This is a genomic window from Achromobacter sp. GW823-FHT04E03 (assembly GCF_058796095.1).
This window is the reverse complement of the sequence record NZ_JBXAIJ010000006.1, coordinates 1-15,945: the sequence shown is the minus strand read 5'-3', so window position 1 is coordinate 15,945 and position 15,945 is coordinate 1. Positions and strand designations below refer to the sequence as shown.

The following is a 15,945-nucleotide window of genomic DNA, read 5'->3' as shown; positions in this document are numbered from 1 at the left end:
TATCAAACCCGTGGCCCGCCGACACGGTGCGGTTCGTCCGTGGGCGGTTCGTCCAGGTCGAGATTGATGCTTCCGAGCTTGCGGTTCAGCGCCGCCGTATCCAGCGCTGGCTCGTTGAATTCGTAGGTTTCCTCGTCATCGTCCCCGCGCCGCGCACCGGCCCGGCGCAAGAGCCAGGCAATCGCGAATGCGATCAGCGCCAGCACTGCAGTGACGATAACGAGCAGATTGTCGGCCAGCCACCCGGGCATGTCCGAAGCGGAATCCTTGCCTGCCGGCGTGCCAGCGGCCTGATCTGGCGTAGATGCCCCAGAAGCGCCTGGGGCGCTCGAGGTGTTCGCAGGTCCTGCCGACCCTGTTGCGCCGGGCGTACCTGCCGCGCCCGGAGCGCCCGGCGTACCCGACGCGCCTGTCGCGCCCGAAGCGCCTGCCGCGCCCGAAGCGCCTGTTGCACCAGAAGCGCCTGTTGCACCAGAAGCGCCTGCCGCACCCGAAGTGCCCGCCGCGCCAGACGCGCCCGCTGCACCCGAAGCGCCTGTTGCACCCGAAGCGCCTGTTGCACCCGAAGCGCCTGCCGCTCCCGAAGCGCCTGCCGCTCCCGAAGCGCCTGTTGCACCCGGAGCGCCTGCTGCACCCGAAGCGCCAGTTGCACCCGAAGCGCCAGTTGCACCCGAAGCGCCTGTTGCACCCGAAGCGCCTGTTGCACCCGAAGCGCCTGTTGCACCCGAAGCGCCAGTTGCACCCGCAGCGCCAGTTGCACCCGGAGCGCCTGTTGCACCCGAAGTGCCTGCCGCGCCCGGCGACGCCGCAGTACCAGGAGCGCCACCAGCGGCGCCTTGCTGTGCCACCGCCTTGTTCAAATCGTCGACGTTGCTTTGCAACTGGCTCACGCGCCCCTGGACATCGGCCATGGCGCGCTCAGTCGACGTCTTGGCATCGGCCTGCGCCTCTGCTTGCGCCGATGCGCTGTCTTGCGCCTGCCCCGAGGACAGCCGCACGCGATCCTGCGGCGGCGATGCGCTGGCCGCCCCGGCATCAGCAGGAGGCGCGACGCTGCCCGAAGCCGCGCCCTGCCCCTGGACCACGGAGGGATTCGCGCCGGCCGCCGCGCCGATGCGGGCTCGGTACTTCGCGAACGCCTCGGCATGTTCATTGAAGATGCGCCGCGCCTCGGCCGGATCCACCGCGCGCACGGTAGCCGCATCGGGAATCGTCAGCCTCTGGCCGGCTTTCACCAGATTCATATTGTTCTGGATGAAGGCCTCGGGATTGGCGCGCCACAGGGCCACCAGCATCTGATAGACCGATGCGTTGGGCACCGCATTGCGCTGAGCGATAGCGAACAGATTGTCGCCGGACTTCACGTTGACCGAACGCGATCCCGCCGCGCGCCCCGGCGTGCCGACCGCAGCCGGCGTCACGTCAGCCGTCGTGCCGCGCAGCGGCACCAGAATGCTGACCTGCACCTGGCGCTGCCCGGAACTGGAGTTGATATTCAGCAGCAGATCAACCGCGCCGCTGGCCGGCGGCTGCGAGGCCCGCACGCGCAGATTCTTGCGCGTGGCGTCCAGGCCGTCCTCGACCCGGACCACCATGCTTGCCAGCGGAACCGGCGGCTTCAGACCTGCGCGTTGCCAGGAGGCCTCGTCAGCCACCGACACCTTGAGCGATGCGATTTCCTCGGGCGTGAGCTCCTGCAATCCCACCACCGCCTGCAGCGGCGCGCCCGGCACGGAAACCACCCGCGAATGCCCCACGCGCATGGCCATGGCGGTACTGCACACGCTTGAGCCAATCGCCAGCGCAATCGCCCACTGCAGGGCTTTTAAACGGCGGGCATGCTTCACTTGGCGCGAACGCTGGGTCATAAGCTGGAATTCCGTCTTGTAGTCGACTTGCGGGCTGGAGCCGGCTCACGCCATCTCGGTGAGAACAGGCATCAATTCACGGGAAAAGTGTAATGGATCATGCGCATTTCACAAACCTGAAAGGCCCGGCCGCGTTTGCTGGCGGGCCTGTCCGCCGATACAGCACAGACTCTGCGCAAACGGCAAGGGCACCCTGAGGTGCCCTTGCTTGCCTTGCGCGCCTGGTCAGGCGGCGCCGAACGCCGCCTGCGACGGCATCAGGCTTCGGCCAGCGCAATGCGCAGCATGCGGCGCAGCGGCTCGGCGGCGCCCCACAGCAACTGGTCGCCCACGGTGAAAGCGCCCAGGTATTGCGAGCCCATCGACAGCTTGCGCAGGCGACCCACCGGAATGTCCAGCGTGCCGGTAACGGCGACCGGAGTCAGCGCGGAAACCGTGGCTTCCTTGGTGTTGGGCACGACCTTCGCCCACTGCGTGCCTTCGGCGATCAGCGCTTCGATCTCGTCCAGCGGCACATCGCGCTTGAGCTTGATGGTCAGCGCCTGGCTGTGGCAGCGCATCGCGCCGATGCGCACGCACAGGCCGTCGATCGGCGTGGCGGGCGTGCCGAAGGCGGCGCCGCGGCCCAGGATCTTGTTGGTCTCGACCTCGCCCTTCCACTCTTCCTTGGACATGCCGTTGCCCAGGTCCTTGTCGATCCAGGGAATCAGGTTGCCGCCCAGCGGCACGCCGAAGTGCTCGTGGGGCAGCGCCGGGTCCTTTTGCTTGGCCAGCACGCCGCGGTCGATTTCCAGGATGGCCGACGCGGGATCGTCCAGCAGCGACTTGACCGATTGATTGATCTCGCCGAACTGGGTCAGCAGTTCGCGCATGTGTTGCGCGCCGCCGCCGGAAGCCGCCTGGTAGGTCATGGAGGTCATCCATTCGACCAGGTCGTTGTTGAACAGGCCGGCCAGGCCCATCAGCATGCAGCTGACCGTGCAGTTGCCGCCGATGAAGTTGCGCACGCCGCGCTTGAGCGCCGCGTCGATGACCGGACGGTTGACCGGATCCAGCACGATGATGGCGTCATCGGCCATGCGCAGGGTGCTGGCGGCATCGATCCAGATGCCGTTCCAGCCTGCGCCGCGCAGCTTGGGATAGACCTCGGAGGTGTAGTCGCCGCCTTGCGCCGTCACGATGATCGGCAGTTTTTTCAGAGCGTCAATGTTGTAGGCGTCTTGCAGCGGGCCTGCGCCAGTGGCCCAAGTGGGCGCGGCGCCGCCAGCGTTGCTGGTGGAGAAAAACACCGGTTCGATCAGTGCGAAGTCGTTCTCGTCGCGCATGCGTTGCATGAGCACCGAGCCGACCATACCGCGCCAGCCGACAAGGCCTACTGCTTGATTCATTTCAATCGCTCTTTAAAGGTGTGGAGACTAGGGTCCAGGGGAAAAAGCCGTGCAATTCAACAATTTATCAGAATGCACGGCCGGATGTTGCGGCGCAGCTAGAAATAATAGGGGCCGCAATGGATACAGGGCGCTTTCGAGGCGACGCCACAACAGCAAAACAAGGGGCGGCCCAGCCGGGCCACCCCTTGTTTTACGGTGCTTCAACCGCCACGCGCGCTAGCGCCCGGCGGCTCGATCCCGAGAAGATCAGGCCAGCGCCTTCAGCACCGCGTCGCCCATCTGCGCCGTGCCAACCTTGGTCGTGCCCGGTTCGAAGATGTCGGCGGTGCGCAGGCCGTCGGCCAGCACGCGGCGCACGGCGGCCTCGATGCGGTCGGCCTGCGGCGCCAGATTCAGCGAATAGCGCAGCAGCATGGCCGCGGACAGGATGGTCGCCAGCGGATTGGCGATGCCTTGGCCGGCGATATCGGGCGCGGAGCCATGGCTGGGTTCATACAAGCCTTGGCCGCCTGCGTTCAGCGAAGCAGAAGGCAGCATGCCGATCGAACCGGTCAGCATGGCGGCTTCGTCGGACAGGATGTCGCCGAACAGGTTGCCGGTCACGATTACGTCGAACTGGCGCGGGTTGCGCACCAGCTGCATCGCGGCGTTGTCGACATACATGTGCGACAGCTCCACGTCGGGATACTCGCGCGCGACTTCGATGACGATGTCGCGCCAGAACTGCGAGGTCTCCAGCACGTTGGCCTTGTCCACGCTGCACAGCTTCTTGTTGCGCTTGCGGGCCGATTCGAAACCGATGCGCGCAATGCGGCGCACTTCGGATTCCGCATAGCGCATGGTGTCGTAGCCTTCGCGTTCGCCGGCGAAGGCGCCGTCGGGTGAAGAACGTACGCCGCGCGGCGTGCCGAAATAAATGTCGCCAGTCAGCTCGCGGATGATCAGGATGTCCAGGCCGGACACGATCTCGGGCTTCAGCGACGAGGCGCTGGCCAGTTCCGGATACAGGATGGCAGGACGCAGGTTGGCAAACAGGCCGAGCGCCTTGCGCAGGCCCAGAATGGCCTGCTCGGGGCGGAACTCGCGCGGCAGGCTGTCGTACTTCCAGTCGCCCACGGCGCCGAACAGCACGGCGTCCGATTCCTTGGCCAGATTCAACGTGGCCGGCGGCAGCGGATGTTCGAACGCATCGAAGGCGGCGCCGCCCACGGGCGCTTGCTTGATATCGAAGGACACGTCCAGCGCCTTCAGGACGCGCACGGCCTGTTCGACGATTTCCGGGCCGATGCCGTCACCCGGCAGGACTGCGATGTTGTGAGTCATACGAAAACGATCCTGTAATCAGAAGAATGGTGGCGTCAGGCGATGGGACGGCTTTCCAGCCACGGATGGCGGGCCAGGCGCTCGGCCTCGAAGGCGCGAATCTTGTCCGACTGGCGCAGGGTCAGCCCGATATCGTCAAAGCCGTTGAGCAGACAGTATTTGCGGAACGGTTCGATGTCGAAACCCATCTCGCGCCCATCCGCCGCCACCACGACCTGGCGGTCGAGGTCGACGCGCAGCTTGTAGCCGGGGAAAGCCTTCACTTCGTCGAACAGGCGCGCGACTTCCAGTTCCGACAGAACGATGGGCAAGAGGCCGTTCTTGAAGCTGTTGTTGAAGAAAATGTCGGCATAGGACGGCGCGATGATGGCGCGGAAACCGAACTGCGTCAGCGCCCAGGGCGCATGCTCGCGGCTGGAGCCGCAGCCGAAGTTCTTGCGCGCCAGCAGCACCGAAGCGCCCTGGTAACGCGGCTGGTTCAGCACGAAATCCGGATTCAGCGGACGCTTGCTGTTGTCCATGCCGGGTTCGCCATGGTCCAGGTAGCGCAGTTCATCGAACAGGTTCGGACCGAAGCCGGTGCGCTGGATGGATTTGAGGAACTGCTTGGGAATGATGAGGTCCGTATCGACGTTTTCGCGGTCGAGCGGAGCCACCAGGCCTTCGTGAGTGGTAAATGCTTGCATGATGTCGGTACTCGGTGCGTGACGCTTAACGGAAAGTGCGGACGTCGACAAAATGGCCGGCGACGGCGGCGGCGGCGGCCATGGCCGGGCTGACCAGATGGGTGCGCCCGCCCTGTCCTTGCCGGCCCTCGAAGTTGCGGTTCGAGGTGGAGGCGCAGCGTTCGCCCGGTTCCAGGCGGTCGGCGTTCATGGCCAGGCACATGGAGCAGCCCGGCTCGCGCCACTCAAAGCCCGCCTCGATGAAGATCTTGTCCAGGCCTTCGCGCTCGGCCTGCTGCTTGACCAGGCCCGAGCCCGGCACCACCATGGCCTGGCGCACATTGGAGGCCACATGCTTGCCGCGCGCGACCGCCGCAGCCGCGCGCAGGTCTTCGATGCGCGAATTCGTGCAAGAACCGATGAACACGCGATCCACACGGATATCGGTAAGCGGCGTGTTGGGCTTCAGGCCCATGTACTGCAAGGCGCGTTCCATGCCGCTGCGGCGCACGTCGTCTTTTTCGCGATCGGGGTCCGGCACGCGGGAATCCACCGGCAGCACCATTTCCGGGGACGTGCCCCAGGTGACCTGCGGCTTGATGTCGCGGGCGTTGACTTCCACCACGGCGTCGAACTTGGCGCCCTCATCGGTATGCAGGGTACGCCAGTAGCCCACCGCCTGATCCCAAAGCACGCCCGTGGGCGCGAAGGGACGGCCGCGGAAGTACTCGACGGTCTTGTCGTCCACCGCCACCATGCCCGAACGGGCGCCGGCTTCGATGGCCATGTTGCAGACGGTCATGCGGCCTTCCACGGACAGCGAGCGGATCGTGCTGCCGGCGAACTCGATGGCGTAGCCCGTGCCGCCGGCCGTGCCAATGATGCCGATGATGTGCAGGACCACATCCTTGGCCGTACAGCCGAAGGGCAATTCGCCGTCGACCTTGATCAGCATGCTCTTGGCTTTCTTCATGAGCAGCGTCTGGGTCGCCAGCACGTGCTCCACTTCGGAGGTGCCGATGCCGAAGGCCAGCGCGCCCAGCGCGCCGTGCGTGCTGGTGTGCGAGTCGCCGCAGACCACGGTCATGCCGGGCAGGGTCGCGCCCTGCTCCGGGCCGATCACGTGCACGATGCCCTGGCGCAGGTCATTCATGCGGAATTCGGTAATGCCGTACTTTTCGCAGTTGGCGTCCAGCGTGTCCACCTGCAGGCGCGAAATCGGATCGTCGATGCCCTGGGCGCGGTTCAGCGTCGGCACGTTGTGGTCCGCCACCGCCAGGTTGGCGCCCGTGCGCCACGGCTTGCGGCCGGCCATCGCCAGGCCTTCGAACGCCTGGGGGCTGGTGACTTCGTGCACCAGGTGGCGGTCGATATAGAGCAGACAGGTGCCGTCTGATTCCTGGTGGACGACGTGGGCGTCCCAGAGTTTGTCGTAAAGAGTTTGGGCCATGGATGCGCTCTGCAAATAGACAATCCGGCTCGTGCCGCGCGCGGTTCAAACAATGATCCCCGGGCGCCAGCCACTGCGGCATGAGCGAATTATGCACAGGGTCTCAACCTAGTACAACTACACCTTATATACCAGTACTAACACTACCATGCTAGGACATGGCGAGGGTCACTTCGTCCTATTTCCACACCTCAATCGAACTGCAATCAAACAGTTACAGATACAAATTCAGGTATTTAAAACAGATACAAAATTATCAAACCGATATAATCGTTGTGCGCTGGATTCACCCAAACAACGAAATAAAGCGCAATAAACCGCATTTATCCTGCATTAAACCGGATCAAAAATCCGGGATATGGCGAAATTAGTGCAAATTCAAGCTAATTAAGAGATGATGCGCGAAGAAACTCAAACTGCCGACCGGAAAACTTCGTCAAGAATTAACAAATATTGACTCGTCAAATCTGACATTTCCACACAATATGGCGGCCATTAATTCCTAACTCGACTCGCGAATAATCACTATGGCTTCGTTTTTGCTCAAAAGCACGACTTCGGTCCTTGCCCTGGCATTCGTTCCTGCGGCATTTGCACAGTCAGCAGCTCCCGCCTCCGGGGCAGCTGGGGTCACACTGAACCAGGTCGTTGAGCAGACCCTGCTCAGCAACCCGGAAATCCAGGCCAAGTACCATGATTTCCAGGCTTCGCTGGAAGGCCAGGCCGTTGCCCGCGGCGCGTTCTTCCCGCAGATCAATGCGCAAGGCTATGTGGGTCGCGAGTACCGCAACAACGTGCCCGGAGTCGGGTCGCAAAGCTGGAGCCGTCCCGGCTACAGCGTGGAATTGCGTCAGCTGATTTTCGACGGCTTCCGTACGAGCAACGACGTCAAGCAAGCCGGCTTCGACAAGCTGGCGCGCTTCTATGACCTGTTGGCCACCAGCGACAACACCGCGTTCAGCGCAGTGCAGGCCTATATCGACCTGCAGCGCTACCGCGACATGGAACTGCTGGCCCGCCAGAACTACACCCTGCACGAAGAAACGCTCAAGCAGATCAACGAGCGCGCCGAATCGGGCGTGGGCCGCCGCGTCGACCTGGAACAGGCCGGCGGGCGCCTGGCGCTGGCCCAGACCAATCTGATGACCGAGACCGCCAACCTGCTGGACGTGCAGCAGCGTTTCCAGCGCGTCACCGGCGCCCTGCCCCCTGAAGCGATGCAGCCTACGCCCGATATCAGCGGCAAGCTGCCGGTCAAGCCCGCCGACTTCAACGAGTCGCTGCGCCGCAACCCCAGCTTCCTGTCCAAGCAGGCCGGGCTGCAGGCCGCGCAAGCGGGCGTCGCCTCGTCCAAGGGCGCCTTCTCGCCGAAGTTCGAATTCGTGGCCGCCACCGGCCGCGACCAGAACGATCCCACGCCGCAAAACCGCGACATCCAGAACTCCAGCGTCCAGGTTGTCATGAGCTACAACCTGTATCGCGGTGGCTCCGACTCCGCCCGCGTACGCCAGACCTCCGCGCAGTCCTATGCTGCGCGCGACATCCGCGACTACACCTGCCGCAATGTGCAACAGGACCTGGCGGTGGCTTGGAACAACGTCGCCAGCCTGAACCAGAAGCTGCCCTTCCTGCGCGACCACGAAGTGGCCACCACCAAGGTGCGCGAAGCCTACCGCCAACAATTCCAGATCGGCCAGCGTTCGCTGCTGGACTTGCTGGACACCGAAAACGAATTGTTCGAATCGCGCCGCGCCCTGACCAACGCGCTGTATGACCTGCAGATCGCGCAATACCGCTGGCTGGCGCTGTCGCACGCACTGCTGCCGGCGCTGTCGCTGCAGCCCGCGCGCAACGAAATGCCCGAGGAAAACGGCAAGCTGGAAGTCTCCGACGAAGTCATCAAGCTCTGCAATTCGACGATCCCCGACTCGGCCCGCCTGGCGCCCGTGCGCGTGCAATACAACGAGGGCAATCTGCCGCCCACGTTCATCCCGGTAAACTCGCCCAAGGCCAAACCCTAGGTGACGCAAGCGCAAGGAGACCATATGCAGAAACAGGGCAACGACTTCTCACAACTGGATGCGGACTTCGTCCGCGTCCTGGAAGACCTGATCGACGCGCTGATAGCCAATGGCACCTTGCGTATGACCGACCTGCCTATCCAGGCTCAACAAAAGCTGACCCAGCGCAAGCAACAGCGCGCGCGCCTCTCCGAACACCTCGACCTGCTGGATGACGAAGATGGACAAGTTATCTGAAATGGCGGCCCGGGAGTGGCGCGCGGACGCGCGCGCGGCGCATGACGACCCGCTGCTCGATTGCCTGGTTGAAATCACCCGGCTCCATGGCGTGACGGCGACGGCCCAGGCGCTGTCGGCCGGCCTGCCGCTGGAAGAACACAAACTGACGCCGGCATTGCTGCCGCGCGCCGCCGCGCGCGCGCAGCTCTCCGCCCGCGTGGTCAAGCGCACGCTGGACAGCATTTCGCAGGACCTGCTGCCCGCGATCCTGCTGCTCAACGGCGAACGCGCCTGCCTGCTGCTGAAGAAAGACGGCGAAAACTACGTCGTCAGCCACCCCGAATTGGGCGGCAGCTCGATGGAAATGAGCGCCGCGGAACTATCGGCGCAATACACCGGGCTGGTGTGCTTCGTGCGCCCGCAGTTCCGCTTCGACGCGCGCGCGCCCGAAGTCGCCAAGGTGCGCGAGCGCCATTGGTTCTGGGCCGCCATCATGGAAAACCGGCGCCTGTACCGCGACGCGCTGATCGCCGCCCTGCTGATCAACATCTTCGCAATGGCGATGCCGCTGTTCACCATGAACGTGTATGACCGCGTCGTGCCCAACAACGCCGTCGAAACGCTCTGGGTGCTGGCCATCGGCATCACGTTGGTCGTGATCTTCAACATGATCCTGAGCACCGCCCGCTCCCACGTCGTGGACAGCGCCAGCAAACGGGTCGACGTGCGCCTGTCCGCGCAGATCATGGAACGCGTGCTGGACCTGCGCATGGAGGGCCGGCCGGTATCGGTGGGATCCTTCGCCGCCAACCTGCGTTCGTTCGAATCCATTCGCGATTTCATCGCGTCAGCCACCATCACCACCCTGGTGGACCTGCCCTTCATTCTGCTGTTCCTGCTGGCGCTGGCCTGGATTTCGCCCTGGATGGTGCTGCCGCCGCTGGTCGCGATCGTGTTGATCCTGCTGGTGTCGCTGGCCGCGCAAGCCCGCATGGAATCCCTCACCATGGCCTCCTACCAAGCGTCGTCGCAACGCAACGCGACCCTGGTCGAAGCCCTGACCGGCCTGGAGTCCGTCAAGACGCTCAACGCGCAGGGATCCATCCAGCGCAACTGGGAACGCGCCACCGAGTACATCGCCCTGACCGGCGGCAAACTGAAGCTGATTTCGTCCTCGACGGTCGGCTTCGTGCAGGCCGTCCAGCAACTGGTGTCGATCTCCGTCGTCATCATCGGCGTCTACCAGGCCCAGGAATCCGCCATTTCCATGGGCGGCATCATCGCCGCCTCCATGATCGCCGGGCGCTGCCTGGCCCCGCTCGGCCAGGTCGCCGGGTTGCTCATGCAGTACCAGAACGCTCGCACCTCGCTGGGCTCGATCGACAACTATATGAAGCTGCCGATCGAACGTCCGGCAGAAGCCGAATTCCTGCATCGTCCCGTCTTCCATGGCGGCATTGAATTCCGCGACGTGACCTTCAGCTATCCCGGCAGCAAGCAGCCGGTGCTGAAGAAAGTGTCCTTCAAGCTGAAGCCGGGCGAAAAGGTCGGCATCATTGGCCGCATCGGCTCCGGCAAGACCACGCTGGAGAAGCTGGCCCTGGCGCTGTACCAGCCCACCGAGGGCGCAGTCCTGCTGGACGGCGTGGACGTGCGGCAGATCGATCCGGCCGACGTGCGCCGCGCCATCGGCCACGTGCCGCAGGACCCGCTGCTGTTCTATGGCAGCCTGAAGCACAACCTGGCGATGGGCGCGCCCTACGCTGACGACGCCAGCATCCTGGCAGCCGCCAACATGGCGGGCGTCACCGATTTCGCCAACCTGCACCCCGACGGCTTCGACATGGTCATCGGCGAACGCGGCGAGTCCCTCTCCGGCGGCCAGCGCCAGTCGGTGGCGGTGGCCCGCGCCCTGATCAACGATCCGCCCATCCTGCTGCTGGACGAGCCCAGCAGCAACATGGATCACCAGAGTGAAGCGCAGCTGCGCAAGCGGCTGGGTGAAGCCAGCGCCACCAAGACGATCCTGCTGGTCACGCACCGCACCGCCCTGCTGGACCTGGTCGACCGCCTGATCGTGATCGACAACGGCCATATCGTGGCTGACGGTCCCAAGGAGCAAGTGGTCGAGGCACTGCGTCAAGGACGCGTCGGACGCGGAAGCTGAGGAAACCATGCTGAACAATCCTGGCGAAACCCGGCACGGCCTGTTTGGAAGCCTGTGGCGCATGCTGCGCGGCGTCTTCGTGTTCTTCTTCGACCGCTTGCTGGACGGCGCCGAAAAAGGCAAGCCCCAGCAACGCTCCGACTACGTCGGCAACGCCGAATGGGTCATCCATGAATCGCAGGCGCGCGGTTCGCGCATCCTGTTGTGGGTCAGCCTGCTGGCCACCGGCGGCCTGCTGCTGTGGGCCGGCACCGGCAGCATTGACGAAGTCGTCCGCGGCGAAGGCAAGGTCGTGCCCTCGCGCCAGGTCCAGATCATCCAGAGTCTGGACGGCGGCATCGTCGAAGAAATCCTGGTGCGCCCGGGCCAGGAAGTCGAGGCGGGCGAGATCCTGCTGAAGATCGACTCCACCCGGTTCGCCTCGTCGCTGGGCGAGAACAACGCCGAATACCTTTCCCTGCTCGCCAAGGCCGCCCGCCTGCAGGCCCTGGCCACGGGCGAACCCTTCGTGGCTCCCGAGGAAGTGCTGACGCAGGCGCCCGGGCTGGTGGAAATGGAGCGCAATGCCTGGCAAGCGCGCACCACTGAATTGAACGCCACGGTCAACGTCGCGCGCGAACAACTCAAGCAACGCCAGGAAGATCTGCGCGAAACGATCGCCAAGCGCGACCAGGCCGCGGCCAGCTGCGGCCTGACCTCGCGCGAGCTGCAGGTGACCCGTCCCCTGCTCAAGAGCGGCGCCGTGTCCGAAGTCGACCTGTTGCGCCTGCAACGCGACGTGGCCCGCTACTGCGGCGAACAAAAAGGCGCCGAAGCCCAGATCGACCGCTTCCAGGCCTCCATCAAGGAAGCCGAAAGCAAGCTTCAGGAAGCTGAGCTGAACATCCGCAACCAGGCCCGCAACGAGCTGTCGGAAACCAACACCAAGCTGGCGACCCTGCGCCAAGGCAAGCTGGCGCTGGCCGACCGCGTGAAGCTGGCCGAGGTCCGCGCCCCGGTGCGCGGCACGGTCAAGACGCTGTTCAACAACACGGTCGGTGGCGTGGTCCAGCCCGGCAAGGACATCATCGAGATCGTGCCCAAGGACGACACGCTGCTGCTCGAGGTCCGCATCCAGCCGCGCGACATCGGCTTCCTGCATGCCGACCAGAAGGCAGAAGTGAAATTCACGGCCTACGACTTCGCCATTTACGGCGGCCTCGAAGGCAAGGTGGAACAGATCGGCGCGGACACCGTGACCGACGAGAAAGGCAATTCCTACTATGTGGTGCGGGTCCGCACGGATCGCAGCACGGTAGGCGACAAACTGTTGCCCATCATCCCCGGGATGGTGGCGGAGGTTCATATCCTGACTGGCAAGCGCACGGTGCTGCAGTACCTGCTCAAGCCCATACTGCGCGCCAAGGCGAATGCCTTTACCGAACGTTAAAGGAGGGCTGCAAGGCCTTATGAAACCCGTTCCTGTCCTGTTGATTACGCACGACGACCTGTTGTGGCAGCATTGGCGCGGCCTGAATCCGGCCCGCTGGCTGGCGGCCCGCGGGCGCGGCCTGGCCGACCTGCAACGCTGGCGCGAACAGGGCCGCACTCTGGCGGTATTGGATGCGGACCTGCCCCGGCTGCCGTCCTGGCAGGATCCCATCTGGGCCGCGACCCTGGCGGACCTGCACGTGGTGGTCGCCAGCCCCAGTCCTAACGACGAGCAAGGCACCCGGGTGCTGGGCGCCGGCGCACATGGCTATTGCCACGGCTATGCCTCGGCCGCCTCGCTGTCGCAGGCGCTGGAAGTCGTCGCCTCCGGCGGCATCTGGATGGGCCGTTCGCTGGTGTCGCGGCTGCTCAAGCTGGTCGCCGAGCGCGCCCAGGACGAGCACGCCTGGGATGGCGGCGTGCTGACCGAGCGTGAAATCACCGTGGCCCGCTATGCCTCCAGCGGCCAGGCCAATGCGCAGATCGCCGAAGCCCTGGGCATCACCGAACGCACGGTCAAGGCCCACCTGTCAGCCGTTTTCGAAAAGCTGGGTGTAACCGACCGCCTGCAGCTCGCCCTGCTCGTCCACGGCATATCTGCCCCCGCCGACGCCAAAATCAAAATTACTTCCTGATACTGTCCTTGAGGACAATATCCCGCGCCGGCGGCGCAATCTAGTATCTGGCCATCTTGGATAACTCCCTGAAACGGAACCAACATGGCCAACACCTCTCCCGCAGTCGTCAACGAAATCTCCGGTCGCGCGTGGATACGCAATAGCGACGGTTCCCTGACTGAACTGCATCAAGGCAGCAAGGTCCCCGCAGGCAGCGACGTGGTCACTGCCTCGGGCGCCACGGTTTCGCTTCAGGTCGAGAACGGCATGCCGATCGTCATCGGCGAAGGCCGCGAGGTTGCCGTGACCGGCGACATGACCGGCCCCCTGGCCGACCCGTCCGAAGCGGCTGTGGCTCCGCCCTCCGGCACCGACTCCGACCGCTTGCTGGCCGCCCTGCGCGACGGCCGCGACCCGTTCGATGAACTGGATCCCACCGCTGCCGTCGTGGCCGGCGGCGGCGATGCCGGCGGCAGCAGCTTCGTGCGCCTGGCCCGCATCCTGGAAACCACCACCCCGCTCGACCTGGCCTACCCGAACCCCAGCCGTGGCCAGGAGATCCTGCCCCGCCTGTCCGGCACCGGCGCCGGCGGCGACGATGAAGCCACTCCGGCCACCGTCAACACCCCACCCAACGCGCTGAACGATACCGGCAGCGGCGAGCAGAACAGCCTGGTGCGCGGCAACCTGCTGCTGAACGACTCGGATCCCGATGGCGACCCGCTGGCGATCGTCTCGGTCAGCGGCCGCCCCATGACCCCGGCCGGCATCACGGTCAACGGCAGCAACGGCGGCACCTTCACGGTCCTGCCCGACGGCAGCTACGTCTTCAACCCGGGTAACGAATACGGCCACCTGGCCGTGGGCGAAACGGCCACCAGTACCGTTTCGTACACCATCACGGATCCCAGCGGCGCCACCTCCACGGCGAACGTCGTCGTGACGATCACCGGCACCAACGACGGCCCGGTGTCCACCTCCATCGCCGACACCTCGGGCATCGACGCCCAGACCGGCGTGAGCTACAACGTCTCCAGCCATTTCTCGGACCCGGACACCAGCGACAAGCTCACCTTTACCGCCACCGGCCTGCCGCCCGGCCTGACCATCGACCCGAACACCGGCATCATCACCGGCACCATCGACCATTCCGCCTCGCAAGGCGGCAACAATGGCGTCTACACGGTGACGGTGACCGCCACCGACCCGTCCGGCGCCACGACTTCCCAGGACTTCAACTGGGACGTCACCAACCCCGCGCCGACGGCGGCCGATGATAACGGCACCACCGACGAAGACACCACGCTCAACGTCAGCGCCCAGAACGGCGTCCTGTCCAACGACGTGGACCCGGACGGCGACACCCTGACCGTGTCGCAAGTCAACGGCGCCACTGGCAACGTGGGCACGCCGACGGCCGGCTCCAACGGCGGCACGTTCACCCTGAATCCCGACGGCTCGTACTCGTTCAATCCCGGCAATGCCTTCCAGCACCTGGCCGCGGGCCAGACGGCGACCAGCTCGATCACCTATACCGTCACGGACGGCCAAGGCGGCACCAGCTCCGCCACGCTGACGGTCGAAATCACCGGCACCAACGACGCGCCGACCGCAGTTGCCCTGCAGAACCAGGACAACATGGACGGCGATGTCGTCAACTACAACCTGTCCGGCTTCTTCAGCGACCTCGACGACGGCGACTCCCTGGTCTACTCGGTCGACCACATCCCCGGCGGCCTGAAGTTCGACCCCACCACCGGCACCTTCACCGGCCAGTTCGCCAACTGGGCGTCCGATCACACCAACACGGGCGTCAAGGGCGAGTACCTCATCACCGTCACCGCCACCGACAAGTCGGGCGCAACCGTCTCCCAGACCTTCGTCTGGACCGTGGGCAACCCCGTCCCGGTCGCCACCAATGACGAAGGCACCACCGGTGAAGACAAGCCCCTGGTCGTTGACCACGTTACCGAAGGCGTGCTGGGCAACGATCGCGATCCGGACGGCGACACCATCCGCGTTTCGCAAGTCAATGGCGCCGACGCCGACGTCGGCAAGCCTGTCGTCGGTTCGAATGGCGGCACGTTCACGCTCAACGCCGACGGCACGTACACGTTCAACCCCGGCACGGCATTCCAGTATTTGAATGACGGCCAGACCGCAACGACGTCGATCACGTACACCGTGTCCGACGCGCAAGGCGCGACCAGCACTGCCACCCTGACCATTACGGTCACCGGCCAGACCGACGCTCCTCCGGTGATCACGCCTGAAGACAGCGACGGCGATGTGACGGCGGGTCATAACAATGTGGCCGAAGCGTCTGGCGCCACGGTCACCGGTTCCGTGACCGTCTCCGCCGAGGCCGGCGTCGACAAGGTCACGGTGGGCGGCAAGGACGTCAGCAACGCCAGCGCCGCCAACCCGGTAGTCATCGCCACCGACAAGGGGGTGCTGACCGTCACCAATTACGACGCCGCCACTGGCAAGATCACCTACTCCTACCAGGAAACTGGCGGAGCCGCCGATCACTCCAATGGCGACGATTCGGTCCGCGACCTCTTCCAGGTTTCCGTTACGGACTTTGCCGGCGAGACCCGCAGCAATGACCTGGTCATCCAGATCACCGACACGGCGCCCGAAGCCAAGCCCGACACCGCTTCCGTCACGGAAGACACCGCACTGACCGCCTCCGGCAACGTCATCAGCGGCACCGGTGCCGACACCCTCGGCGCGGACGTCACCAACGTCGTG

11 protein-coding genes are annotated in these 15,945 nt (G+C 64.8%); 6 read left to right on the top strand and 5 right to left on the bottom strand.

The genetic code is table 11. The features are described 5' to 3' along the window. Nucleotides 1-2 precede the first annotated feature (2 nt). The 5 genes from AC1RHV_RS28905 to leuC form a co-directional block, all read right to left on the bottom strand. Entirely contained in the window at nt 3-1,868 is a 1,866-nt protein-coding gene (locus tag AC1RHV_RS28905) for a type IV pilus assembly protein FimV (RefSeq protein WP_492302451.1), read from the bottom strand. A 257-nt stretch (nt 1,869-2,125) separates the two neighbouring features. Then, the gene (gene asd / locus AC1RHV_RS28900; protein WP_054458280.1) at nt 2,126-3,256 is read right to left on the bottom strand and encodes an aspartate-semialdehyde dehydrogenase; all 1,131 of its coding nucleotides are present in this window, start codon (nt 3,254-3,256) and stop codon (nt 2,126-2,128) included. Nucleotides 3,257-3,505: 249 nt separating this feature from the next. Next, the gene (leuB, locus tag AC1RHV_RS28895) at nt 3,506-4,582 is read right to left on the bottom strand and encodes a 3-isopropylmalate dehydrogenase (RefSeq protein WP_042792892.1); all 1,077 of its coding nucleotides are present in this window, start codon (nt 4,580-4,582) and stop codon (nt 3,506-3,508) included. A 35-nt stretch (nt 4,583-4,617) separates the two neighbouring features. Then, entirely contained in the window at nt 4,618-5,268 is a 651-nt protein-coding gene (leuD, locus tag AC1RHV_RS28890; RefSeq protein WP_054458281.1) for a 3-isopropylmalate dehydratase small subunit, read from the bottom strand. A 25-nt stretch (nt 5,269-5,293) separates the two neighbouring features. Beyond that, nucleotides 5,294-6,697: a 3-isopropylmalate dehydratase large subunit gene (leuC, locus tag AC1RHV_RS28885; protein WP_054458282.1), complete on the bottom strand. Its 1,404-nt coding sequence runs from the start codon at nt 6,695-6,697 to the stop codon at nt 5,294-5,296. Between the two features lie 527 nt (nt 6,698-7,224). On the opposite strand from leuC, the gene AC1RHV_RS28880 reads away from it, so the two are divergent. From AC1RHV_RS28880 to AC1RHV_RS28855, 6 genes are all read left to right on the top strand, one after another. After that, nucleotides 7,225-8,718 (top strand): TolC family outer membrane protein, encoded by a 1,494-nt coding sequence (locus AC1RHV_RS28880; protein WP_054458283.1) that lies wholly within the window; start codon nt 7,225-7,227, stop codon nt 8,716-8,718. 24 nt (nt 8,719-8,742) lie between these two features. Further along, entirely contained in the window at nt 8,743-8,955 is a 213-nt protein-coding gene (locus tag AC1RHV_RS28875; RefSeq protein ID WP_042792889.1) for a hypothetical protein, read from the top strand. Beyond that, nucleotides 8,939-11,104 carry a type I secretion system permease/ATPase gene (locus tag AC1RHV_RS28870; protein WP_054458284.1) on the top strand — a complete coding sequence of 722 codons (2,166 nt, stop codon included), beginning with the start codon at nt 8,939-8,941 and terminating at the stop codon, nt 11,102-11,104. The genes AC1RHV_RS28875 and AC1RHV_RS28870 overlap by 17 nt, the downstream gene beginning before the upstream one ends. Nucleotides 11,105-11,111: 7 nt before the next feature. Further along, complete coding sequence (locus AC1RHV_RS28865) at nt 11,112-12,533, top strand: HlyD family type I secretion periplasmic adaptor subunit (RefSeq protein WP_054458285.1); 1,422 nt, start codon at nt 11,112-11,114, stop codon at nt 12,531-12,533. Between the two features lie 19 nt (nt 12,534-12,552). Then, nucleotides 12,553-13,209, top strand: a complete 657-nt coding sequence (locus AC1RHV_RS28860) for a helix-turn-helix transcriptional regulator (protein WP_054458286.1) — start codon at nt 12,553-12,555, stop codon at nt 13,207-13,209. An 84-nt stretch (nt 13,210-13,293) separates the two neighbouring features. Beyond that, a partial coding sequence (locus AC1RHV_RS28855) for a retention module-containing protein (protein ID WP_492302448.1) occupies nt 13,294-15,945 on the top strand: 2,652 nt, incomplete at its 3' end.

Excerpts from the sequence above, each read along its gene's own strand:
- AC1RHV_RS28905 (WP_492302451.1), bottom strand. The coding sequence starts at position 1,868 with ATGACCCAGCGTTCGCGCCAAGTGAAGCATGCCCGCCGTTTAAAAGCC.
- asd (WP_054458280.1), bottom strand. The coding sequence starts at position 3,256 with ATGAATCAAGCAGTAGGCCTTGTCGGCTGGCGCGGTATGGTCGGCTCG.
- leuB (WP_042792892.1), bottom strand. The coding sequence starts at position 4,582 with ATGACTCACAACATCGCAGTCCTGCCGGGTGACGGCATCGGCCCGGAA.
- leuD (WP_054458281.1), bottom strand. The coding sequence starts at position 5,268 with ATGCAAGCATTTACCACTCACGAAGGCCTGGTGGCTCCGCTCGACCGC.
- leuC (WP_054458282.1), bottom strand. The coding sequence starts at position 6,697 with ATGGCCCAAACTCTTTACGACAAACTCTGGGACGCCCACGTCGTCCAC.
- AC1RHV_RS28880 (WP_054458283.1), top strand. The coding sequence starts at position 7,225 with ATGGCTTCGTTTTTGCTCAAAAGCACGACTTCGGTCCTTGCCCTGGCA.
- AC1RHV_RS28875 (WP_042792889.1), top strand. The coding sequence starts at position 8,743 with ATGCAGAAACAGGGCAACGACTTCTCACAACTGGATGCGGACTTCGTC.
- AC1RHV_RS28870 (WP_054458284.1), top strand. The coding sequence starts at position 8,939 with ATGGACAAGTTATCTGAAATGGCGGCCCGGGAGTGGCGCGCGGACGCG.
- AC1RHV_RS28865 (WP_054458285.1), top strand. The coding sequence starts at position 11,112 with ATGCTGAACAATCCTGGCGAAACCCGGCACGGCCTGTTTGGAAGCCTG.
- AC1RHV_RS28860 (WP_054458286.1), top strand. The coding sequence starts at position 12,553 with ATGAAACCCGTTCCTGTCCTGTTGATTACGCACGACGACCTGTTGTGG.